15 protein-coding genes are annotated in these 26,224 nt (G+C 34.3%); 6 read left to right on the top strand and 9 right to left on the bottom strand.

The genetic code is table 11. The annotated features are described in order from the left end of the window. Positions 1-28 precede the first annotated feature (28 nt). From IM755_RS00620 to IM755_RS00595, 6 genes are all read left to right on the top strand, one after another. Complete coding sequence (locus IM755_RS00620; RefSeq protein ID WP_194093152.1) at positions 29-862, top strand: hypothetical protein; 834 nt, start codon at positions 29-31, stop codon at positions 860-862. 114 nt (positions 863-976) lie between these two features. Next, positions 977-2,146 carry a hypothetical protein gene (locus IM755_RS00615; RefSeq protein ID WP_194093151.1) on the top strand — a complete coding sequence of 390 codons (1,170 nt, stop codon included), beginning with the start codon at positions 977-979 and terminating at the stop codon, positions 2,144-2,146. Between the two features lie 14 nt (positions 2,147-2,160). After that, positions 2,161-2,928, top strand: a complete 768-nt coding sequence (locus IM755_RS00610; protein WP_194093150.1) for a hypothetical protein — start codon at positions 2,161-2,163, stop codon at positions 2,926-2,928. Positions 2,929-2,941: 13 nt separating this feature from the next. Beyond that, the gene (locus IM755_RS00605; protein WP_194093149.1) at positions 2,942-3,436 is read left to right on the top strand and encodes a hypothetical protein; all 495 of its coding nucleotides are present in this window, start codon (positions 2,942-2,944) and stop codon (positions 3,434-3,436) included. A gap of 78 nt (positions 3,437-3,514) precedes the next feature. After that, the gene (locus IM755_RS00600; RefSeq protein ID WP_194093148.1) at positions 3,515-5,290 is read left to right on the top strand and encodes a T9SS type A sorting domain-containing protein; all 1,776 of its coding nucleotides are present in this window, start codon (positions 3,515-3,517) and stop codon (positions 5,288-5,290) included. 12 nt (positions 5,291-5,302) lie between these two features. After that, entirely contained in the window at positions 5,303-5,746 is a 444-nt protein-coding gene (locus IM755_RS00595; RefSeq protein WP_194093147.1) for a hypothetical protein, read from the top strand. A gap of 37 nt (positions 5,747-5,783) precedes the next feature. On the opposite strand, the gene IM755_RS00590 is transcribed toward IM755_RS00595, so the two are convergent. From IM755_RS00590 to IM755_RS00550, 9 genes are all read right to left on the bottom strand, one after another. After that, positions 5,784-6,092 carry a rhodanese-like domain-containing protein gene (locus IM755_RS00590; RefSeq protein ID WP_194093146.1) on the bottom strand — a complete coding sequence of 103 codons (309 nt, stop codon included), beginning with the start codon at positions 6,090-6,092 and terminating at the stop codon, positions 5,784-5,786. Between the two features lie 165 nt (positions 6,093-6,257). Further along, entirely contained in the window at positions 6,258-8,018 is a 1,761-nt protein-coding gene (locus tag IM755_RS00585) for an aromatic amino acid hydroxylase (protein ID WP_194093145.1), read from the bottom strand. Positions 8,019-8,108: 90 nt separating this feature from the next. Beyond that, a complete protein-coding gene (locus tag IM755_RS00580; protein WP_194093144.1) occupies positions 8,109-10,949 on the bottom strand; it encodes an AsmA family protein in 2,841 nt (946 codons plus the stop codon). Positions 10,950-11,051: 102 nt separating this feature from the next. Further along, positions 11,052-16,223: a T9SS type B sorting domain-containing protein gene (locus IM755_RS00575; RefSeq protein WP_194093143.1), complete on the bottom strand. Its 5,172-nt coding sequence runs from the start codon at positions 16,221-16,223 to the stop codon at positions 11,052-11,054. Positions 16,224-16,318: 95 nt separating this feature from the next. Further along, positions 16,319-16,852 (bottom strand): DUF4136 domain-containing protein, encoded by a 534-nt coding sequence (locus IM755_RS00570; RefSeq protein WP_194093142.1) that lies wholly within the window; start codon positions 16,850-16,852, stop codon positions 16,319-16,321. A 59-nt stretch (positions 16,853-16,911) separates the two neighbouring features. Beyond that, entirely contained in the window at positions 16,912-18,888 is a 1,977-nt protein-coding gene (locus IM755_RS00565; protein ID WP_194093141.1) for a urocanate hydratase, read from the bottom strand. 130 nt (positions 18,889-19,018) lie between these two features. Next, positions 19,019-19,198 (bottom strand): DUF5522 domain-containing protein, encoded by a 180-nt coding sequence (locus IM755_RS00560; protein ID WP_111567629.1) that lies wholly within the window; start codon positions 19,196-19,198, stop codon positions 19,019-19,021. 348 nt (positions 19,199-19,546) lie between these two features. Beyond that, entirely contained in the window at positions 19,547-21,103 is a 1,557-nt protein-coding gene (locus IM755_RS00555) for an autotransporter outer membrane beta-barrel domain-containing protein (protein WP_194093140.1), read from the bottom strand. Between the two features lie 195 nt (positions 21,104-21,298). Further along, entirely contained in the window at positions 21,299-26,146 is a 4,848-nt protein-coding gene (locus IM755_RS00550) for a GEVED domain-containing protein (protein ID WP_194093139.1), read from the bottom strand. Positions 26,147-26,224 lie beyond the last annotated feature (78 nt).

Genomic DNA, 26,224 nt, shown 5'->3' with positions numbered 1-26,224 from the left:
ATTTAATTGTATAAAAAAAATAAAAAAAATGAAAAGTAAGTTTGTTTTAATTATGTTATTGCTTCAATGGATAACAAATGCTCAAGAAAAAATTGTAAAATATGAAGCAAAAGATTTTAATTTGAGTAAGGATGTGGTTTCAATTACAACTAAAATCTTTGTTTATGATGAAACCAAAAACAAAAGTGAAGAAAGAGGATGTACTACAATGACTTTTTACAAGGGAATGCTGCAAGATGAAGTTATTAATTATTTTGTTGCAAGCTACAGTTACAAGGATAATGTCTTAACAAATATAAAAGATTCCCAAAGTAACTATGAAGTTGTTTATAAAAATGATAAAATAGATGGTTTGTTAAAAGGGTGGACAAGAGTTGCAAATGGCAAATATGACGAATCAGGACGATTGATTTCTATTGATAGAAGTAAATACAGAAATGGAAAAGCAGTTAAGTCTCAACAAGTAGATATTGAATATCAATCAAAAGATGATTTTGTCGAAAAAATAACTAATTATTCTGTATATGACAATCCAGATAAAATAATAAGTGAAATAAAAAATACTTACAAAAAAAACATGTTGACTGAATCGACCATTACTACTGATGGGAACACAAGAGTAGAATCGTATAAATTAGATAAAAAGGGAAATCAAATCCAACTGATTTTTAATGGAATGGCCTATAAAAATGAATTTGTTTTTGATAAGAAAGGAAATACTATTTTTAAAATGTTGCATCAATCTACTTCTCAAAATCAAGTAGAGACCTATTATTATTTTACAGAAATAAAGTATGAGGACGGTACAAAACAAGGAAGTTCAGATTTTAATTTAGAAACTATTAGAAAATTTATAAAATAGTACTACTAAAAAAAAAATTTATTTAAATCACAAGTTATGAAATATATTCGAACAGTTCTTTTTTTATTGCTGTTTTGCAATACCTCCTTATTTGGTCAAAAAGAAGTATCATCTATGATTTCAAAAATTTGGAAAGAGGCACCCAATCAGTTTGCTAATTTCAAAGGTAATTTACTAGAAGATTCTGAAGATTTTGAAAAATATACAGGGCGAATTGATGTAAAATATGGTGAGGTTCAAATTGTAAAAAATAAAGCACAAAATGTAACTTCCTTTTTTGTAGCATGGAGTTACAACGACAATACTAAAGTTTATATTCATGAGGAAGTGCAAAAATGTGTCAAACAGTTTGAAGAAATTGCTGCTAAAAATCAACTTCAAGTAGTGTCTTACGGAAAAGAGGAAAATTTCAGTTTTACGGCAATAGAAAATAAAGAGAGCTTACCTGTTTTTACTATCGTGATACAAGAAGATAAAATGCTGCTCTTAATAACAGATGTTTTATACCGAAAACCTACAGCTGAAGTAGCAACAGCAGTTTCATCGAAAAGTTCGTTAGTTTCAAATGTAAACTTGATTTTAAGTGATGCAGCTCATTCTTTTGAGAAAATAAGAACCTCTGTTAAAAGTCCTCGAGCCTATGATACCACTATTTATGATGTAAATCAAGGGATTTTTGACGATGAAAAAGGGCATATAGTTCGATATGAAGCCAATTATAGTTTCATTCTTAAAGAGCTTTTTTCAGATGAATATTATTATGTAGATTATATTCCAATTGGTAGTGAAAAAGAAAAACAATTTAATAGTATTTTGCTTCCTCATATCACACAAATAGCCAAAGAATACAATTGGAAATCTAAAAAGTATGCGCAAGATAAATTGGTTAAAGATCAGGTAAATGGCGTAATTTATTATAATGCTAATAAAGAGAAAGTTTTGGAATATCATGAAAACAGTAGGTCTAAAAGTATAAGTTTAAAAATATTTTCAAAAATTAATCCTATTAGAGACTTTACTTATAAAGGAGCCATTATTTTATATCAAAAAAATATTGGTGGAAAGGATGTGGCGAATGCTCGAATTTATCATATTACCGATGTCGCAGATCCAGATTATGAAGCGCTTAAAAATAAGTTGATCAAAAGATGGCAAAATCCAGAATTAATTGTGCAGGTTGAATTTAGAGAAAGAGCCACACAACAAAGTGTAATGTATCCTTTTAATGGTTCTAAATTAAACGTTGTTGAATATGATATTGACGCTCAAGGTAACGACAGATAAAAAAACAAACAAATATGAAAACTAAAATAATTTTTTTTCTTTTTTTCTTGATGAAGATTCATGCTCAAGAAAGCTATAAAACTTCAGAATTTAAATTTCCTAACAATGTTAAAGAAGTAGAAGTAAACGAATACGAAATTAATCGTGTAACAGGAGATAAAAAATGGTTTAAAAAAACAAGTTATTTTTTTTCAAATAATCTTTTACAAAGTAAAACAGAATCGTATGATATTGGAACTGCAAGGCAGTTTACCTATACGTATGAAAATGAAAAACTAATGAAATACGAGGCAATTGACGCGGATTTAGTTTATACAGAAATGTATTCGTACAATAAAAAGCAGCAGTTGCAAGAAATAAAGGCCTTAGATCAAAATGTGGTTACCAATTTAATGCTCTTCAAATATAATACTGATGGTACTCTAAAAACCAAAATCTTTAAAGAAAATGATGGTTTTGTTTCATGTCAAGAGGACTTTATTTATACTTCAAAAAACAAGTATACCAAACGAGTTGAATTTAAATATACAACACAAGATCATATTATAGACGAATATTATTATGAAAACAACTTGCAAATTGGCTCTAAATCTGATGTAACAGGCAAACAACCTTTTGAATTGTTTAAAAAATACGACGATAAAGGGAATTTAACAGAAGTGAGAGAGCCTGTCACTTTATATTTCAATAAATATGATGCAAACGGATATCTCACTCAAACCAATATTAATACAAATGATAATTTATTATATACGATTATAGAATATCAATATAAATTTTAAAAAAAAACTAAATATGAAATCAAAACTATTGTCTTTTGTTATTTTCCTGATTGGTCTAAATTCTGTAGCAATTCAGGCACAACAATTGGATGTCAAATTTAACACCGAAGTTGAAACATTTATTACAACAAATTTCTACAAGAAACAGGGTAAAAATTTGGGTGTAGAAAAAGGTACACGATATGAAATTAATGAATCGAAATTGAAGATTAAAGATTTCAAAACTTTATTGTATAACGACTTTGCCACTTATTATGCAATATCAGAATATCAGAAAAAAGGTTCTGAAGCGTTTATGGATGAAATAAATGCTGCTTTTATGTCGTCAAAAATAATAAAATATAGAATCGATAGTAAGAACAAATCCACCCTTATAACTGAGGAAGATAAAAAAAATGGTGTGACAAGAAAAATAGAATTGCAAAATACCACTTTTAAGGTTTTAGTTACTGTATTGTTGTATTCAAACAACAAGGTTGTCATTCGTTTTGCTGAGAGCACAATTTAGTTTTATAACTTAAAAATACGCTTTTCGGCTAATTGATTGACTTTTTAAATTGGATGATATTTGTAAAAAATAATCATTATGAAATCATTTTTACTTTTTTTATTGGTTTGTTCAAGTTCTATTTTTAGTCAAACCATTGAAGTTACTCCAGGGGCAGCTGGTCTTCAAAAACCAGTTGGTTTTGTTCCATTAAATGGAAAACTTTTATTTATTGCTACATCTACCACTCATGGTAGAGAATTATTTGCTTTTGATGGTACAACTACAACTTTAGTCAAAGAAATTGCATCAGTGGGAACTTATTTATCTTCAAATGCGTTTGAAGCAGCAATAGAAGATCCTAAGGAATTTAAAAATAGAACTGGTGTATTTAATGGTAAGCTGTTTTTTACAGCTTCAGATGATGTCTACAATCAAACCCCAAATTCACTTTGGTCTACAGATGGAACTAACGCAGGAACTGTAAAAGTATTCCAAAACACTTTTTTAAATAATATTAGATTTTTTAAAGAGTTTAATGGCAGGTTATATTTTATTGCAACAAATCCAACTTATGGACAAGAAATTTGGTCTACAGATGGTACACAAGCAGGAACAACTTTATTAAAGGACATCAATCCAGGAACGGCGGGTAGTACTTATTTTCAGTACAATCCAAACTTTACAGTGTTTAATAATAAACTTTATTTTGTCGCCAATGATGGTACAACTGGTTTTGAGCTGTACTCCACAGATGGTACAACAGCTGGTACTTCTAAAGTAGTAGATTTAGATGGTTATGCAAGTACTACATCTGATCGAAACGGAGCCTTTTATTCTGGTAGCAATTATCTTTATACTCCTATGAAAGTTTTTAATAATAAACTATATTTTGCTTGTATGCCTTATGTAACTACTTATCCTTACGGATATTATGCAAATTATACGCTGTTTTCAACAGATGGAACAAGTGCAGGAACTTCATTAGTGGGAGATTTAGGTTTAGCTACAGGATTTACTGTTGCAAATGATAAGTTATTTGTTTATGCCAGAAGTAGAGCAAATGCTTACAATCAAGGAATATGGAAAGTAGATACTAATGGAAATGTTACGTATTTACATCGATGTCCAGGTTTTTATGGCGATACAGGTACTTCAGATGATACACCGTTCAATGAGATGAGAAATTATAATAATGAATTGTATTTTCAAGGAAGTATTGGTGATGTTAATGGAAATCACAATGATAAATTAGTTTTGTACAAACTTAATCCTATTACTGAGACACTTTCTGTGGTTTTAAATAAGCCCTCAACTGATATTAGTTATTTTGATAATTCTTTTGGATTAGGTTTTGTTTCCATTGTTTATAATAATCAATTGTATTTTATGAAAACAAATTCTCATCCAAGTTATGTGGGTTTATCCGTAACAGATGGAACTCCAGCAGGGACTGTAAATGTAGCCAGAAATTCAAGTTTAAATTCGTCATCTATACAGTCAACGACAGCATTAACCGTTATTCCCAAAGAACTGGAAGTTTATAATGGTAGTATGTTTTTTAAAGGCGGAACAACATTAGGAAGTACAGGTGAGTTGTGGAGGTTAACAAATACTGCACTCGGGTTAGATGACTTTAATGATAAACCCTTAAAAGTGTATCCCAACCCAGTAACTGACAAGATTTTTATTACTGCAAATGACGCAATAAATGAGATTGTATTATTTTCATTAGATGGAAAACAAATTTTGAAACAAAAGTGTAATGTGCTTCAATATGAAATGGATCTGTCAGCCTTGCAATCTGGAGTTTATTTAATACATATTCAAACTGTAAATCAACAAACCAAAACTTTAAAAATTCTAAAAAAATAAAAATTTATACTTATGAAAAAAGGAATTCAAATTTTACTAATACTTTTTACAATGGTAATAACTTCTTGTTCTAATGATAACGAGGAAAATGATAACGATACTTCACCAGGCCCATCAGGTTTTGTTTGGCGAGAAAATCTTGTAGATGCGCCAATAAATTATGCTAATAGTGCTTATTTTACAGCTGCTTTTAATACGCTAATTGCAAAAGATGCTAACAATGTTACGCTATTCGAAATTAACTTAACAGCAGCAAGTCCGGGAACTTATACTATTGACAATTCTAGTGTTTTTTTTACTTACACAGGTGTTAATCCGATGTATGTGGCAACTGGAGGACAAGTTGTAATAACTTCTAATGCCAATGGAAAACTATCCGGTACTTTTGAAGCGTTTAGATCAGGTACAGGACTTACTAGAATTTATGGTAGTTTTACAGATGTAGTGATTCAATAGCGATAAAGAAAAATCCCGATTCAATCGGGACTTTCTATTATAATTTACTCTCTAAACTTTGCCAACCACCACCGTTGATGCAATCAATTCCGTGTTGTTGTAAAATCGAAGTAGCTTGACCACTTCGCATTCCTGAACGACAACAAGCGATAATCGGTTTGTTCCATTTTTTGATGGTTTCAATATTTCCGCTTAATACTTGTAAAGCAATATTCTTTGAACCTTTGATGTGCCCTTCTCTAAATTCTTCTGGCGTTCTTACGTCTAAAATAATAGCGCCTTTTTGAACATATTCTTGTACATCATTTGTTTTACTTCCTAATCCTAAAAAATCTAAAATTCCCATAATTGTTTCTTTTTTTTGACAAAGATATACTTGATTGAAAATCTTTTCAGTAACAAAAGTTACGTTTGAAATTTGGAAGATTTAATAATATGATTTTCTATTGTTTTCTATGATAAGTGAAACGACTTAAATCAACATCAAGTTAAATCTATTGTGGCTATGTGTTTAAACAATCCCTTCTTTCTCAAAAATCAACTCCAATCCATTATCCACTAAATGCACAATTTCTGGACGATTGCTTTTTACTTTCTCCAAGTGATTTAGAACTTTATCTGCTAAATCTGAATTTCCTTCTTTTTTCGCCAATTCCGCAATTTCAACAGATAACAACCAATCGTTTGGATGTCCAGCAGAAACCGAAGCAAATGCTTCTTTTAAAGTAGTTGTAGCAGGTTTTCCTTCTCTAATATTGCGAACACTTAAGTATAGTTTTTCTAATTCTTCTCTTTCTGCCGATTTTTTCTGTTTAATCGTTTGCGAAGACGGAACGTGATTAATCATATCAAAACTATTCACATCTGCAGGACCCGAAAAAGCAGAAATAACTTTTTTACCTACCGCCATATCATAAATACCCCATTCGGGTTGGAAAAGAACGGTGTCATTATGAGTTACGGTGCAATTTTTGAATTTAATCAATAAGATTTCGCCTTGTAAATTGCGTGTTCCTGTTACAATTTCACCTGTTACTTTGATATTGCCTTCAAATTCTAAAGTTACTTGTTCGCCTTCGTAAATATCATACGCACGCAAATCTCTTGGACTCATTTCTTCAATCGCCAAGTTGATGCCTTTTAGTTTACCGATAGGCGAACCAAAACCTTCAGCATGATATTCTGTTCCGTGACCGACTAATTCTTTTTCTCTGTAGGATAGAGCTGTTTTTCCAGTAGTTCGAACATAAACAGGTTTTCCTTCGTCTTCTATAACATTGGTAAAAACACCAGAAATTTGAAGTCCTGTGCTTAATTCGATAGTTCCTAAAGCTTTAGAATTAATCAATTTTTTAATTCCTGATAATCCTCCAGTTCGTAATGCCATTTTATTTGCAAATTCTTCTAAAACAGAACTCAAATGTGCGAAATCTGGAGTTACATAAAGTTGAGGTTGCGGTTTTGTAATATCAAAACTTTGATCGGCAGCCGAAATATCATATGGGATTTTCTTCACATTATCCGTCATACACCAAGCACTTTCTCCTATTGAAGAAAGTAATCCTGCACCATAGATTTTTGGATTGTCAACTGTTCCAATCAAACCGTATTCGACTGTCCACCAATGTAAATTTCGGATACGAGACATTTCCGATAGTTCACCCATATTATTTTGCAAGAAATCCACTTGCTCTTCCGCTTTTTTGATTTCTTCTTCAGGTGTGTCTTCTGCTTCTTTTAAAATCGAAAGTAAACGAATCGCTTCATATAATTCATAATCACGCGCTGATGAAATCGCTTTACAACCAATTTCACCAAAACGTCTTAAATATTCAGCATATTCTGGATTCGCTATAATAGGAGCGTGACCAGCACCTTCGTGAATAATATCTGGAGCTGGAGTGTATTCAATATGTTCTAATTGGCGAATATCGCAAGCAATAACTAACACATTATACGCTTGAAATTCCATAAAGGCATTAGGTGGAATAAATCCATCAACAGCTACAGCTGCCCAACCGATTTCTTTTAAAATGCGGTTCATGCCATACATGCTAGGAATGTTATCTACTTCAATTCCCGTTTTTTGTAAACCTTCTAAGTACGAACTATGGGCTACTTTTGAAAGATAATCTACATTTTTACGCATAACATAGCGCCAAACGGCTTGGTTAATAGGCGTATAATCATCATAAACTTGTGGTTTGATGAATTGTTTTAAATGTTTTGGTAATCTGTCAATCAGCGGATTGCTTTCAAAATGCGTTTCCATAATTTTACTTGTGATGTTTGACGTAAAATTACGACTTTTTCACAAAGCAGGAAAACATTTTGAGAATTTGATAAAAACTTATTACTAAATTTATTTGTCTACTTTTTCAACCGGAACCGTTGGTTCAATTTTGGGCAAACTATCTTTTTGAATTGTTGAATTAGGAGTTGTAGTAGTAGGAACTGTTGTGTTTATAGGTGTAACACCATCAACATATTCCGTTTCTTCTAAATCTTCAGATTTTCTTCCTAATTTGATATCTGGATTTTCTTGTGTTCCCAATACTTTAATTGGGATTCCAATGATTCCTAATGGAGGTAACCCAACGCGCATTTTTAAGTTTAATTTACCATCTAAACTCGTTTGTCCTTCAAATCGTAATCTAAAACCAGCTACTTTGAATTTGAAACGTTCGATAGTTACAATATTGTTTTTAATGTTTGTTTTGATATCAACTTTCGAAATATCAGGATCTTTGATGTCTGGATTTTCGGTTTTAGCCGAAACGACATTCAATAATTTAAAACCTTTCATTTTAACTTTCTTCACTGAAAGCGTTCCGCTTCCTTCTAAAGACGGCATTACAGGTTCCATTTGATTATTTAAAACACCTTTGATGGAATAATTTAAGCCTACAATTCCTTCCGCACTTTCGGCAGCTGTTACGATTTCTCGGAACATTTTGATTTCGTTGTAAGCGCGTTTAATATCAAATTCAGAAGCATTGATTTTATAATCAAAATAAGCTTTTTGTGAGCCTTCGTTTTTATAAAAAGCATCCATTTTAGCGTTAGCACCAATGATACCTAAGCTGCTATTTGAAAGTTGTAAACTACCGTTTTGAATAATTACATTTCCTCTTAAATTTTCAATCGTAACGTCTTCGTATTGTGTTTTTAATACATTTGTTTGGATAGAAACATTCAAATTGGTAGGAATTTCAACTACTCCTGAAACTTCTGTTTTTTCAACTTCTTCATCGGTTTCATAAGTTAGAGTTGGAATAAATTCATTAACATTCAAAAAATTCGATGTTAGATTGAAATTTCCTTTTAAAATTTGATTTTCTGAAAGGACAAAGTTGATGACATTTTCTAAATTTCCATTCATTGAAATATCAGACGTTCCGTATTTTCCATTGAAATTAGAAAAGTTCATTTTGTCTTGATTGAACGTGAACAATCCGTTTTCGATTAAGAATGGTTTTGCTAAATAATCACTGGTGGTTTTGATGTTTTTTACTTCAAGACTTCCACTGTTTTTTAAATTACCAATTCTTCCATTTGAAGCGTCGCTTTGTTTTCCTGCCAAACTCAAATCAGCTTTGATAAAACCATGAACATCTAATCCTTTTTGTGAGAATACTTTGTAAATTCGGGCAACGTTTAATGTTCCTTTTGCTTTAACATCATAATTGACATCATCGAAATTTTTAAATGAAGCATTCAAGTTGAAAGGTTCGCCTTCAAATGTGAAATTTGCTGGTGAAAGTATAAAAGAAGCATCTTTGAAATTACCTGTTGGACTATTCAAGTTAGCTTTTAAATTGATATTTTGAATCGGTTTTGGATAATAAGCGGTTTGAATTAATCCATTTTTGATTTCAAAATTTCCTTTTGTAATAGGGAATTTCTTTTCTTTTTTGATGTAGTCTCCTTTTGAAACAATGTCGGCATCCAAACTTCCAGCTAATTTGAAATTCGGAATTTGAAGTGCATTACTCAAAAAAGCCAAATCTAATTTTGATTTTACTTTTGAATCAATTTTAAGTTGTTCTCCAAAACCATCCGAAATTAAAATCGCGCTTAATTTGTTTTTATTCACATCAAAATACAACGAATCTAATCGTACTTTTAGTTGATTGATGTCTAAATTCGGAAGTTTGGTGTCTAAATTCAAGAAAATATCTTCAACGGGATAAGGCGCTTTTTCATGTTTTACATAACCATCTCTCACTTTAATATTGAAATTTACTTCTGGACTCAGATTTTGGGAAGCAATGTATTTGCCTTTTAAAGTTAAGAATGCTGAGGTTTTTCCTTTCATTTTGGTTTCGTTCATCCAGGAAACATATTCGGCAGGTAAAGCAGTGAACAAGTCATCTAAATCGCTGTTTTCGGTTTTTAATTTGAAATCCATTTGATAACCATTTTTCAAGAAATCAAAGAAACCAGTAAATTCAACCGGTAATTTATTGATGACTAAATCGTTTTTCTCAAATATAAATGAAAGCGAGTTGGTATTGATTTTAGTGATTAAATTCGCTTTTACTTTCTTGTTTTTTAAGTATTCACTTTTGTCATAAGTAAAACTCAAACTATCAATTCTAGCAGATGTCTTTAAACTAAAATTCGATGCTAGTAAATCACCTTTTCCTTTGTAGTTGAAACCTTTTGCTTCGATAAGAATTTTAGTTGACTTATCGTTATAAACCAACTGACTATTATTGATTTGAATATTTTCTAACTTTAAAGAGGCACTTTCAGATGAAGTTGTCGTGTCTTTAGAATTCGATTTATAGATGTTGTAATTAGCTTCTCCTTTTTGGTTGACTAATACATTAATTTTTGCTTCTTCTAAATAGATTTCTTCAATTTCAGTCTGATTTCCAAATACTACTGACCAAACATCAATACCAAAGCTTATTTCTTTTGCAGAAACTAATGATTTGTTTTTATAAGGTTTTGAACCATTTAGATTTAATTCGTGCAACGTCAATGTTAAAGAAGGGAAATGTTTGAAAAAGGATAATTCTGATTCGTTGAAGTTTAATTCTCCTTCTAAGTTTTTATTGGCTAATATTTTTACTTTTTCTGTAATGGTATCAGCAAAAACGATCGGTAATAATACAATGATTAGTAATGAAATAATAAAAGTGATTCCCGTTACTTTGAGAATTTTAACGAGTAATGTTTTTTTTGAGTTTTCCATTTTTATAGTTGTAGAGAGATAGGGCAAAATTACTACAATTTTTTTTGTAAGAATTGAAATGTTTGTAAAAAAAAGAGCTAGTAAAAACTAACTCTTTTTTAATTATCGTTTCATGGCGAAATGCGCTTTAAATTGTTTTTTAGCACCATTTTCCAAATAGTCTACTGTAAACCAATAATCTGTTGATGGAAGTAGTTCTTGGTTATAAGTACCATCCCAAAATTCTTCTCCTTTTAACTGTTTGATTAATTTGCCATATCGGTCAAAAATATTGATTATATCAGTGTTTTGTAAACCAGCAATGTACCAAGTATCGTTGATGCCATCTCCATTTGGAGTGAAGTATTGTGGATAGTCAATTACCAATAATGTATAAGTTAAATAAGTACATCCTTGTGTGTCAATTACGGTTATGGTATGGGGTCCAGAACTTACATTTGTAAACACATTTGACGATTGTAATGTTCCTTCGTCTAAAGAATACATTAGTGTTCCGCTTCCTCCTGTTACATTCACTGTTAAAGTGGCATTTCCACTAAAATAAGCACTTTGGGTTACAGCCATACTTGCAGCTGGTGTTACTGAAGTGACATTTGCAGTTACCATAGTTGTAACATCTGAAGAAACACAATTCGTAACACTATTTGTAGCAATTACACCATAAGTTCCTACTGCATTTGCAGTATAAGTAGCATTGTTTGAATTTGGAATCGCGACTCCATTAAAATACCATACAAAATCATAAGTAGCATTATCTAAACCTGAATCTAATGTGTAGGATTGGAATGGAACTCCAAATTCATCCACACAAATTGCGCCATCAGTTAAAATTGGTGCAGGTAATGGATTAACATATACTCTAACTGTAATTGGTGTTCCAGTACAGCCAGATGAACTTGGTACAATGGTATAATCTACATAACCTTGAGTGTTGTCGCTAGTTGTTAAAGATTGGATAATTAGGGTTGACAATCCAGTAAAAGTTCCAGATAAAGCACCATTAACTCCAACCGCATTTACAGTCCAAGTAAATGTAGTATTGTTGTTAAATGTACTAACACTAATACTAGTGTTTTCACCACTACAAATTGGAGGATGAGTAGGGTTGGTAAATAGTTCTGGACGCGGATTTACTAAAACCGTTACTGATTGTGGTGTTCCTACACATCCATTGAACGTTGGAGTAATTTGATAGGTTACACTTCCTTGAGATAATCCAGTTGTTGTTAAAGTCTGTTGAATACTAGTTCCTGTTCCATTAGAAGCTCCTGCTAGGTTTGTAATGTTAGTAATTACCCAACTAAACACTGTTCCAGGAACACTTCCTGTAAACGAAATATTAGTAGTCTCTCCTGAACAAATTGGACCTGGGTTATTTGAAACTATTACATCGGGTATTGGATTAACTTGAACTCGAATTTGTGTTGGTGTGCCTACGCAACCATTTGCTTCTGCTACAATTGTGTAGATAACTTCCACTGTTGTTGTAGTTCCAGGACTAACGGTTAACAGTTGATTAATAGAATTACCGTTTCCACCTGCTGCTCCTAACACATTCACTCCGGTAACGGTCCATGAGAAAATGGCTCCTGGAACAGTACTGCTTAACTGAATATTAGTTGTGCCTCCTGAACAAAACGTTGGATTTAAATTCGTTGCAGTTACAGTTGGTGCTGGATATATTTGAATTGTCATTTGAGTATTCAAAGCACATTGCCCTGAAGTAGGAGTAAAGGTATAAGTTGTTGTTGCATTATTGTTAAATGCTGGTGACCAAGTTCCAGTGATACCATTATTTGATGTTGTTGGAAGCGGTGACGAAGTTGCTCCAGCACACATAGGCAGTACTTGGGTAAAAGTTGGAATTGTACCATTAGTTAAGGTAATAGTTCCTGTTAAACTTTGTGAGCCACATCCGCCAATAGTAGTTATGGTGTAATTGTAGGGTGTTCCAATAACTCCAGTTGGATTCCCACTGATAGTTACCGTTGTCCCAGAGGTCGAAGCGGTAACACCTGCTGGTAAACCTGTGACTGTTGTTCCGGTAGCTCCATTTCCAAAAGTGTAGGAGATAGGAGTTATGTTGGTACTACCACAAATGGTTTGGTTTGTAGTATTCGCAGCAGAATTCAAAATTAAAGAAACGTTAGGATTAACCGTAATAGTTCCGTTAAGAGTGGTTGTTCCACATGATCCTCCAGTCGTAACAATGGAATAGCTAAATGGCGATCCGGTTGTAGTAGTTGGTGTCCCGGTAATAGTTACAGTATTTCCAGAAGTTGTCGCAGTAACTCCTGTTGGAAGTCCTGTAACCGAAGTTCCTGTAGCGCTTCCTCCAAAAGTATAAGAGATGGTGTTTATTGGGGTATTAATACAAACCGATTGACTTGTAGTAGCTACAGCAGAACTTAAAACTAAAGTTGGATTAGAATTTACCGTAATAGTTCCGTTAAGAGTCACATTTCCACAAGTACCGCCAGTCGTTGTAATAGTATAAGAAAAGGGCGAACCCGTTGTTGTAGATGGTGTACCGGAAATAGTCACATTATTTCCTGAAGTGGTAAAGTTTACTCCAGTAGGTAATCCAGTAACAGTAACTCCAGTAGCGCTATTTCCAAAAGTGTAGGAGATAGGAGTAATGCTGGTATTCATACAAACCGTTTGATTGGTTGTGCTTGGAGCAGAATTTAAAATCAGAGTAGTATTAGGATTAACCGTAATAATTCCATTAAGAGTTGTTGTTCCACATGACCCTCCAGTTGTAACAATCGCATAGCTAAAAGGCGATCCAGTTGTGGTGCTTGGTGTTCCAGAGATATTTACAGTATTTCCAGAAGTTGTAGCAGTAACTCCTGTTGGAAGTCCAGTAACTGATACCCCTGTAGCACTTCCTCCAAAAGTATAAGTGATGGTATTTATAGGAGCATTAATACAAACCGATTGATTGGTAGTAGCTACAGCAGAATTTAAAACTAAAGTTGGATTTGAATTTACCGTAATAGTTCCGTTTAGAGTCACATTTCCACAAGTACCGCCTGTCGTTGTAATAGTGTAAGAAAAGGGCGAACCCGTCGTTGTAGTTGGTGTCCCAGAAATAGTAATAGTATTTCCTGAAGTAGTAAAGTTTACTCCAGTAGGTAATCCTGTAACGGTAACTCCAGTAGCTCCATTACCAAAAGTGTAGGAGATAGGAGTAATGCTGGTATTCATGCAAACCGATTGACTTGTTGTACTTGAAGCAGAATTTAAAACTAGAGTAGTATTAGGATTTACAGTAATTGTTCCGTTTAGAGATATAGTGCCGCATGATCCTCCAGTTGTAACAATCGTATAACTAAATGGCAATCCAGTTGTGGTACTTGGTGTCCCAGAGATATTTACAGTATTTCCAGAAGTTGTCGCAGTAACGCCGGTTGGAAGTCCTGTAACAGAAGCTCCTGTAGCACTTCCTCCAAAAGTATAAGTGATGGTATTTATTGGAGTATTAATACAAACCGATTGACTTGTAGTGGCTACAGCAGAACTTAAAACTAAAGTTGGATTGGAATTTACCGTAATAGTTCCGTTAAGAGTTACATTTCCACAAGTACCACCTGTCGTTGTAATAGTATAAGAGAATGGCGAACCTGTCGTTGTAGATGGTGTCCCAGAAATAGTAACATTATTTCCTGAAGTAGTAAAGTTTACTCCAGTAGGTAATCCAGTAACAGTAACTCCGGTAGCTCCATTTCCAAAAGTATAGGAAATAGGAGTAATAGCTGAATTAATACATGTTGATTGAGTGTTTGTTCCTGTTGCTGATGTTAAAGTTAACGTAGGACTAGGACATGAGGTGGTGCAACTTACGGTTTCGGGTGGTACACATCCTACACCATTAGCTGTAATAGTAAAAACTACGACTTGTCCCGGTGTTAAGCCAGATACTGTAAAATTGGATGGCGAAATATGAGTTCCTGTGATTGGTGTTCCACCATCTATTGTATAGCTGTAGGTAAAACTACTTTGCCCTACATTACTAAAATCAAAAGCTAATGAAGTAGGTGTTGAATTTGGACCATCACAAAATAAATTCAAAGAACCAGCAGTATTCACAGAAAGAGTTCCATTTAAAGTAGCATTTCCACACGAACCACCCGATGTTGTTACCGTATAGCTAAATGGTGAACCTGTTGTTGTAGAAGGAGTTCCGCTAATTGTAACAGTATTTCCCGAAACTACAAAACTGACACCGCTAGGTAAACCTGTAACCGTTGCTCCAGTTGCACTACCACCAAAAGTATAAGTAATTGGCGACATAGGAGTATTCAAACAAATATTTTGAGAAGCCGTTCCTGAAGTTAATGTTAAACTTGGTCCCCCAACATTAATAATTACAGTGTCTGAAATTGAAGCAGCACAAGAATTTGTAGCTGTTAATGTTAAAGTTATTGAACTACCGCTTGTAGCTGTTAAAGGAACAGTATAGGAAGTTGATAAGTTATTAGGAGTAGAAAAAATACCTGATCCTGCTGTCCATAAAACACTAGTTTGTCCTTGTGCAGTACCTGTTAGGTTAATCGTTTGTCCTGCACATGCAGTAACAGGAGTATTACCAGCATCAACAGTAAAAGGTTGAACAGGAGCAATACAACCATTATTCACATAAGACGCTGTTCCAGATGGAGTGAAGTTGACAGTAGAACCATTTAAATCGGCTACAGAACCACCAACAGCTCCAAAAATATTAACTAAATTCGCTCTTTGATAAGTTACACTATCTGAACATCCTGCTCCAAATGTAACAGTTAGGGTTCGTGTAGCTGGTGTTGCATTATAGTTTCCAAAATGTCCTGCATTTGCTGATGCTGGAGTGTTTTGGAAAATCATGTAAATATTTGAAGTTAAGGCACCAAATGAGTTTAGAGTGGTGTCTAAATTTGGACTCGTAACCACAATTACAGTCGAATTAGCAGGGAGAACCCCACCAGTTGGTTCTAAAATTTGACCACATCCACCAGCAGCAGTAATAGCAGCATTTAATTGGGTAACTTTTGAGGCTGTTGTTGCATTTTGAACTAATCCAAGCCAAGTTTGTGCTGGCCAGTTAATGCTTAGAGTACTTGTATTTAATGCTGTTCCGCCAATTCGCATTCGGAACATTTCATTATATGCTTCGTCGGCACCGTTATCACATGCATCCACTAAAATACTTTCAATTTCAAAACACTGTGAAAAACTTTTATTTGAAATTAAAAATAAGCCAATTAATAGCGTCAAAATTTTAAAAAAATTCATTTCGTAATTTACTTTATTTGAAAAGCGGATGCAAATTTACTAAAACTAATCATCCCATTATTAATTTAACATTAATAAATAAAAAAAGGAGAAACTTAATTCTCCTTTTTTATCTGTGGTGGATATTGTGCTAATATTCTACTTACAAATTCTTTTATTACGGCCTCTTTCTTATCTCTATTTTGGGTAAGATAACCTGTTCCTTGTCCTTGCCAAACTAATTCTTTTGTTTTTGTATCTACAAAGTCAAGAAAAAGGGTTCCTTCGGGTGTGGTTGTAACTGCAGGACGATTCATTCCCATGCCCCAATAAGGTCCCCAACCCCAGCCAAATCCATAATTTTGATAAACTTCTACACGTTCACGTTCTTTAGTGAAGATATTTACAATAATATCTGGATTTTCCGACTTCGTAAAACCTTTAGTAGCCATAACTTCATCAATCGCATTTAAGATTCTTTTTTTATCAAAATCCGAAATGGCAATATTATCTAAGTTATTCTTCATGTAAGCATACGTTTTGTAATTGCTAAATGAAGCATTTTTATCATAGTCAGCATTGACATTTACAGAACTGCAGGAAGCCAAAGTAACTATAAATAGAATTGAAAGTAATTTTAATGTTTTCATATAAATAGGTTTAAAAGTTTTGAGTTTCAAGTTTAAAGTTGATTCCCATTAACTTTAAACTATAATAATGAATCGTCTACTATATTAGGGATGGTAATTTTCAATAAAGGTTGCGTCTCCATAGCTCTTTTTATTGCGAAAATAGCTCCTTCGTTTCTTGCCCAACTTCTTCTTGAAATTCCGTTGTTGACATCCCAGAAAAGCATTGACTCTAAGCGTCTTGATGCTTCTTTACTACCATCAAGAACCATACCAAAACCACCATTAATTACTTCGCCCCAACCAACGCCACCTCCGTTATGAATAGAAACCCAAGTAGCGCCTCGGAAACTGTCTCCAATTACATTTTGAATGGCCATATCAGCTGTAAATCTTGAGCCATCGTAAATATTTGAAGTTTCGCGATAAGGAGAATCTGTTCCTGAAACATCGTGATGATCTCTTCCTAAAATTACATAACCAATTTCACCTCGAGCAATTGCTTGATTAAAAGCTTCGGCAATTTTAATTCTACCTTCAGCATCAGCATAAAGAATACGAGCTTGTGAACCAACTACCAATTTATTTTCTTGTGCGCCTTTGATCCATTGGATGTTATCCGCCATTTGTTGTTGGATTTCCTCTGGAGAATTTTTCATCATTTCTTCTAAAACATCACAAGCAATTTTGTCAGTTTTAGCTAAATCTTCTGGATTTCCTGATGCACAAACCCAACGGAATGGGCCAAATCCGTAGTCGAAGCACATTGGTCCCATAATGTCTTGCACGTAACTTGGATATTTGAAATCGATATGATTTTCTGCCATAATATCAGCTCCAGCACGAGAAGCTTCTAACAAAAAGGCATTTCCGTAATCGAAGAAATAGGTTCCTTTTGCAGTATGTTTGTTGATTGCAGCAGCATGTCGACGTAAGGTTTTTTGAACTTCTTCTTTGAATTTATCAGGATTATTAGCCATCATTTCATTTGATTCTTCAAAAGAAAAACCAGTAGGGTAGTAGCCACCCGCCCAAGGATTATGTAAAGAAGTTTGGTCAGAACCTAAATCAATGTGTAAATTTTCTTGATCAAAGCGTTCCCAAACATCTACTACGTTTCCTAAGTAAGCAATCGAAACTACTTCTTGATTTTCTAGTGCTTTTCGAACTCTAGCAACTAATAATGTAATATCTTCAACAATTTCATTAATCCAACCTTGTGAATGACGAATGTGTGTGATTTTCGGATTTACTTCGGCACAAACCGTTACACAGCCTGCAATATTTCCTGCTTTTGGTTGAGCGCCACTCATTCCGCCTAATCCAGATGTTACAAATAATCCGCCTTTTGGAGCTTTTTTAATTTTTCGGAAACCGTTTAAAACAGTGATTGTTGTTCCATGCACAATTCCTTGCGGACCAATGTACATATAACTTCCAGCAGTCATTTGTCCGTATTGCGAAACACCTAAAGCGTTCATTTTTTCCCAGTCATCTGGTTTGGAATAATTTGGAATAACCATTCCATTTGTAACCACAACTCTTGGTGCTTCTTTATGCGATGGAAATAATCCCATTGGATGACCCGAATACATGGCTAAAGTTTGTTCTTCGGTCATTTCGGCCAAATATTTCATAGTTAAGCGATATTGTGCCCAGTTTTGAAAAACCGCTCCATTTCCTCCATAAGTAATTAATTCATGAGGATGTTGGGCTACAGCATAATCCAAGTTGTTTTGAATCATTAGCATAATCGCTTTCGCTTGTTCGCTTTTTCCAGGATATTCTGAAATAGGACGCGCATACATTCTGTAATCTGGACGCAAACGATACATGTAAATTCTACCATACGTTTCTAATTCGGCTTTAAATTCTGGAATTAAAGTAGCATGATGCTCTGGTTCAAAATAGCGTAAAGCATTTTTTAAAGCCAATTTTTTTTCTTCCTCTGAAAGGATTTCTTTCCTTTTTGGAGCGTGATTTATTTCATTTTCATAAGGTTTTGGATTGGGTAAAACCGATGGAATTCCTTCTAATATTTGTTCTTGAAATGTCATTTTTGTTGGGTTAATTCGTTTAATTTATTTTCTTCCTTTACTTTAATTGGAAAACTAAGGGTAACGAATGTCAGACCTGTGATAGGACTTGTGAATTTTGATTCGGTATTTGAATAATTGTATATCCATTTTATTTTTTCTTGGTAGTTCCAGTTTTTTTATCAAAACCATAAGGGCAATGACGGCAACCACTTTTACAACAATAGCCTCTTTTTAGATGGTATTTTTCTGTGAAACACTTGTATCCTTCGGGTGTGTAATAGAAATCTTCCCCTTCTTTTAAATTATTCGGATTTAAATCGTTATTCATATCGACAAATTTAGCAACTTTGCATGAAATGATTGTACTAGTTTTTAAATATTTAATTCCAAAAGGATTCCGTGGGTTTACTTTTTTTCCGTTTGTGTTTTTATCGGATAAAAAAGATAAATCGCATGTGGTATTAGTGAATCATGAAAGAATTCATATCAGGCAACAAATAGAGCTATTGATTGTCTTTTTTTTTATTTGGTACGGAATTGAATTTTTAGTTCGATGGATACAATTTAAAAATAGGAGAGAAGCTTATTACAATATTTCTTTTGAACGTGAGGCTTATGCAAATGAAAAAGACCTCGACTATTTAAAGAAGAGGTCTTTTTGGAATTTTTTGAAGTATTAGTTACTTCCCTTTATATTTTTATTTTCCTGAACTTTTTCATAATGAGCATCATTATGTTTGATTGGTCCGGGTCCTAATGGGAATCTAACGTCTACGTGTTTTGAGTGAACATTCCCATTAGCGTCCAACATGTCAGCTCTATTTGCAACGATTTGCCAAGAGAAAGAAGTATTACTTCTTCCGTTTTGTAATTCTTTTACTGTAAATCCAGTTGCGGTTTTGTTTGTAACATAAACTCCTTTGCAATCACCTTCTAATTGAATAAATACTTTCAAAGGGTGTTTTTCGTCTACAAAGATATTTTTTGTTAATATTGGGTCTAAAGTAACAGTGGCAACTCCATTTTTTAATTGTCCAACTCCATAATCTTGGAATAAAATTTCTGGAGCCTCAGGAGCAAATAAAACTCTTCTCTCGTTATTTTCGTCTTTTACTATTGTTGAAACAGATCCAGAGCCTAATATTTTGTAAGTTGTACCTCCACTAACGGCTCCTACATAAGCGTAATCTTGTGAGCCTCCTGTGTTGTCTTGATTTCCATCAAAATATCCGCCATAAACTAATGTTCCGTCCGAACCTGCCAAATAAGCATAGGGATTATCAGGAGTACCAGCGACTCCATGTTCACTTGTGAAAACACCGCCGTTTTTAGTACCTGTAGTATTACTAGCGTGTCCAAAAATACCAATTTGTGTTCCAGAACCAGCTACACCAGCACCAACACCTGAAGTAGTATTAGTTGATACTCCATTACCATTACCACGTACACCTACTCCCGTTGCAACGGTGGTTGCCATACCAGCTACTCCAGTGTCTGTTCCGTTTCCGTTGATACCAGCTCCACTATAATATGTTCCACCTGTTCCTGCTCCTGAGCCAACTATCCCAGGACCTGTAGTGTTTGTATTAGAACCATAAATTGCAAAAGCTGTAGAATTATTTACTGATCCTCTAACTCCAATACCTGTTCCAGTAGTTGTTCCGTAAACTCCAATTCCTGTTCCGGTTGCATATCCGTTTACAGCATCATCACCATCAACAGTAGCTAATACTTCAAAAATATTATCAGTTCCCGATGTACCATCATTAGTTGTAGTATTAACTAAAATATGACCATTAGAAAGAACTCTTGCTCTTTCGCTATTATTAGTTTTGAAAGCTAAATCTTTAGCGTCAGTTGTTCCTAAAAAATTAGTTCCAGCAACTGTGCCGCTATTTCCTGTTAATGACCAATCTAGTCCACCTGGAGATCCAGCGAAGGCTACCCATCTACTGCCATCCCAAAAATATAATCCTGGTGCAACGTTATTTGGAATAGTTCCTGATGTTGCTGTATTCCAAACAGTAGTTCCAGCAACAAGAGATCCGCCCTGAGGATTAACAACTGGTGCAGCAACATTTGTTGCGGTTAAAGCTACCCTTGGAGGAATAAAACCGTTAGTTGATGAGCTAACATCCAATGCGCCTTCAGGAGTGGTAGTGCCGACTCCAACTTGTGCTACTATATTAAGGTTGATTAGTAGAGTCAATGTAAAAAATAATACTTTTTTCATAATTAATTATTTTGTATTGCTATGGGGTATTTTTTCAGCGTGCAAAAGTACTGTTTTAACTTTCAAAATCAAAATATTATAGAGGAAAAATAAATTGGTGATATAGTAAGTTATTTTGAATTTTATATTGATTGAATAGAAGTGAAAAAGCCTCTACAAAATGTAAAGGCTTTTCTTTTTTGAGGTAAAGTTTATTTAGTAAATCGCTTTTTTACTAACAACAGTTCCGTTTGATAGGGTTACTTGAATTATTAACCCGGCATTGTTTTTTTGAATAGTTTTTAGAGGAACTTCATAACCGCCAACATTTGGATAGTAGGCTAAATGTCTTCCTAAAACATCAAAAACTCGTACCGATTGAATTTCGTTTTTAGTTGATTTTACGGATAAAACATCGGAACTAATAACCCATAAATTGGCTTCGTCAGAGATAACATCATCATTTCCTAGAGTTTCATTAGTATATCTTAAGATAAAACGATTAGTGTGGTTACCTGCTACCGAAGTAAAACTATAAGGTGCGTCTCTCAAGTTATGTATTACGTTAGTAACTTTATCTTCTAAATAAATTTCTTGATTTGCATCAGTAAAAAATCCGTCAACAACTCCAATTGCAATTGAATAATTTCCATCTTGAGGTATTTTAACACCCATTGGAACTCTGTCGTTTTGATCAAATGGTAATGTTCTTCCTTGAATAGTCATTGGTGTTTCTCCAATTAAGCTATAAAGATTTAAATTTAATTTTTCGTCTGTAATAGCATCATATAATCGATCTCTATCGTTAGATGCGCCATCTGTATAGGCTACTAAATTTCTAATATTAGTTCCATTTGAAGCTACTAAATCTAACCATATCCTTCCGTTTTCATTAGAATTTCTGAAGAATTGAGCATTATCATAAGTACTGCTTCTCATAGAGTTGTTAAATGTAACATTTTCAGAAGTTGCAACTGAGGTGTGTTTCATTAATACAAAGAAACCTTGTCCTGCTGCAATATTTCCATTGAATACTCCTGGGCCTGATGATGTTCCTGAGCTGTTATAAGTGATGTAATCGCCAGGAGTATAGTTGTAAACGTAATTATTATAAAATGGATCAGCAATTGCAGTACTTGGTAATGTTCCGTGAGTCCAAATTTTAATAAAGCCATCAATATTTGTATTTAACGTTAGGAAATCAATTGCTCTAACTGCCGATGGATATGGGTTTCCAATTAAATTCCAATTGTCATCATCATTTGTTCCAAGCGTTGTTGAAACTCCAGTTGAATAAGTGCCTCCATTCCAAGTTCCTCTTGTAATAGGAGTTGTTATTATGCCATTATTAGGGGTTCCTGTAAAAATAGTATTGAAAGAAGCAACAGTTGATGTAAAACTATCAGGACCTCTTACGATATATCCTTTTCCTAAAGCCATAATTTCATTTCCATTAACCCAATTTCCAAAACCATTCGTATTAGAAGCGATTGTTGGATTCCATTTGTAAATAGCCCAAGTTGGAGTTCCTGGAGAAATAGCACTACTAGCAAATGAAGAAACTGGTGAAGACCAATATACATAATCTAACTTGCGGATATTTGCAGTTCTTGTCATGTGCATAGTTCCTTGGTTTGTAATGTTATTTACTTGAATTAAACTTGAACTATTTTGTAAAATTAAATCACCAGTTGAATTAATATTTATCCAATCTGTAATTGTTAAATCATTATTTGTAGTTACAGTTAAAGTTGCGTTGTTGTTTACTGTTAAGTTTAAACCTAAGGCATTATAATTTGTTCCCGAAATAATAGGGTCGTTAGCAGTATCAGGAATTACAACACAATCTAAAGCTGTAGGTACACCAGATGGAGTCCAGTTATTAGCTACATTCCAGTTAGTGCTAACAGATCCATTCCACACTTTTGAACCATTTATTGTTACTGTAGTTTGATCTACTTCCTTAATGGTTCTACCATCACATAATGTATAGGTAATTTCTGCTGTATATACAGTTGTTGAAGAAGGACATACAGTTATGTTTGGTGTTGTTCCTACAACTGGACCTGTAGTTCCAGCACCCTCATACCATTTTATTGAGGCAATAGAGTTTCCGCTTGGAACAAAACGCCAAGCTTCATTTGTTGCAGACCAGTTTGGGTCTAATCCATTTCTTCCAGGTGCTACTGATGCTAATGTACCTGTAGCATTTTGAATACCCACAATTGCATTACCATCATTCCATGTTCCTGCTCCAAAGTTGTCGATATTTTTTTCTTTGATGTAAACTTCGATGATGTTAGAGTTTTCATAAAGTACCATCATACCAGTATATAAAATTGAGTTTTCATCAAACATAGGTACGTCAGACCAAGAAGCAACTAATGCTCTACAACCTGTAGGTAATGTTATAAGTTCCCATCCAACTTGTCCTCCTACACCTGGGTTAATATCATGAAAAACTCCAAAGATTGAATTTTCTACTAAACGACCATCTCCGCTAATTGGGATATTGTTACTAAAACTATATCCACTTGAGCTACCTGCAAGAGAAGTGTTAAAAGATAGAATTCCGTTAGAACCAATTACACACTGGTTATATGTATTGCCAAAAAAGCAAAAGTCAAAAGGTAGAGGAACTATAGGAGACCAAACGTCATCTGTGTTCACACTCACTGGATTTGCTAATCCATTAAACGCGAAAGGAGGGTTGTAAGCAATTGGTTCAACAATATAATTTGTTGTTTCTCCTAAGTCTAAATATGTAGCTTCAAGGTCTACACAAGTTGAAGAAGCTGTACAGTTTATAGCTAGAGGGTCAGCTCCATTTAAGCCTAAACCACCAGAAACAACATTTGGACATCCAGTTGCTACATTACTTACTGCCATAGTTGTGAAAATTCCTGTAGTAGATGTAGCGGTTTGACTACTATTTGTACATGTTACAACTAATTGCCAATGAACTAGCCCGCTTGCTGGTGCAGTTGCATTGTAATTTGAATAAGAACTAGTTGCGGCTCCTGCATTTGTCCAAGTTGCCCCTGCATTAGTGCTATATTGCCATTGGTATGTTAAGTTTAAAGCTTGGGTATATCCGGTAGCAGAAACTACGTATGGAGAACCTGGCCATGCTGTATTTGGATTGGTTATAACAGTTCCGCCAACTGGTGTACCTGCGCATGCTGGGAAACAGATACCACTATAAGTAACAGAAAGACTAAATCCTGTATTTGTTACTGAGCTATCAGAATAAAATTGAACAGTTAAAGTTTGACCAGCTGTACCTGTATAGTTTATTGATCCTGTCCCAGAGTAAGAAGCTAATAAAGTTCCTCCAGTTCCAGTTCCATTATAGATTCTAATATAATCAATACCACTTTCTGTTGCATAATTTCCTGATATATTAATTGTAGCTCCAAGACCAGCTTCTAATACAGTGTATCCAGACGAACTATTTGCATAATTCCCTGTTGATCCACCATTATCGTACAAAACAATATTGGTTCCACAAGTAACAGAATTATTGCCATTTGTAGGTACGTTTTGAGTCGAAACTGATGTGAATGTTGCTGAATTTGAAGTATTACTTTGACTACTACTTGTACAGGTTACGATAAGGTGCCATAATACAGTTGTTCCAAGTGCTGGAGCTGTGGCAGTATAATTAGAATAAGTTCCAGTTGCAGCACCTTGATTTGTCCAAGTACTTCCTCCGTCTGTACTGTATTGCCATTGAAAGGTTAATCCTGTTGCCAGTGTGTACCCTGTTGCTGATACGGTATAAGATGATCCTGGATTTCCATTTGTTGGAGAAACGCTTGTTGTTCCTGCTGTTGGAGTTCCAGAGCAAGCTGGTGGTAAAACGACTTGAATGGTGTAATCTTCTGCTTCACCATAATCAAATGCTCCACAAGCTGGGGCAGGGTTGCTTAAGTAAGCATTTCTTATGCGCATTCTGTAACTTCCTGCAGGTTGAGAAGGAGAGATGTTTACCGCTCCTAAACTAGCAGGAGAAGAAAGGTAACTTGTTGAAATTACATTTTCACCAGGGTCATTAAAGTCAGCATCATTATTCCAGTCAACCCATACATTATAACCATAAGTACTTGATGGGTGAGTAGCGGTTATTGAAAAACTTGCCCCTGCAATTTGACTTACAAATTGAGCAGAATAATTAGTGTAGGCTGAAAAGCCTGTTGGGGTATTAGAAATATTGGCAATACCACCTGTTGTAGTTACTCCGCTAATATAGTAGGATGTAGAGTAAGTGTTTGTAGGGATACAGTAGGCTGCGGTAGTCGTGAATGTAGCAGATGCAGATGTTGCATTTTGGGAGCTATTTGTACACGTTACAACCAATTGCCAAATTACTGTTCCAGAAGCAGGCGCTGTAGCGGTATAATTAGAATAAGTACTAGTAGCAGCACCTTGATTTGTCCAAGATCCACCACCATTGGTGCTATATTGCCACTGATAAGTGTAACCTGTACCTGTTGAATGTCCTGTATTTGAAACGGTGTAACTAGATCCTGCTAAGCCTGATGCAGGAGAAACAGAAGTTGTGCCTGCTGAAGGTGTTCCTGTACAAGGGGAAGTAATACAGATACTTGTCAAGTTCATGTCATTATTATTGCCATTGTTTATTACTTTGACATAATAAATCCCTGGTGCTAATGTTGCTGTAATAGTTTCTGTTTGAGCTCCTGCTGTAGTATTTGCATTTGCGCAATTTATCTGTGTCAAGCCTGTACAAGCGGATGTTGATGATATTAACTGTAAAAATAAATCTCTGTTTGAGGCACTTGCAGTTATTGTTATGCTTAGATTTGGTCCTGCAGGAACAGTAAAAGTGTACCATCCTTCTCTACGAAAAGTAGCAATGCTACAACCTGTGGCATTGGGCGTGTTTTGAGTTGCGTCTGTTATAGATGCGGCGTCACAAGCGCCATTAATAACAAGATTTTCAGAAGTTGCACAAGTAGTTCCTTGCGCAAACGTTGTAGTTGTAAAAATAAAAAAAAGAAAAACTATAAAGTTTTTCCATAAATAGGAATAAGTTTTCATTTTAAGTTAGTAATAGTTGTTTATAGTTGATTGTGTTGATATTACACAAAAATAGTTTTTTTTGTTTAGTATGCAACT

The organism is Flavobacterium proteolyticum (genome assembly GCF_015223105.1).
Lineage (GTDB): Bacteria > Bacteroidota > Bacteroidia > Flavobacteriales > Flavobacteriaceae > Flavobacterium > Flavobacterium proteolyticum.
Note: the sequence above shows the minus strand (reverse complement) of the source record. Positions and strands in the feature narration are given on the sequence as shown.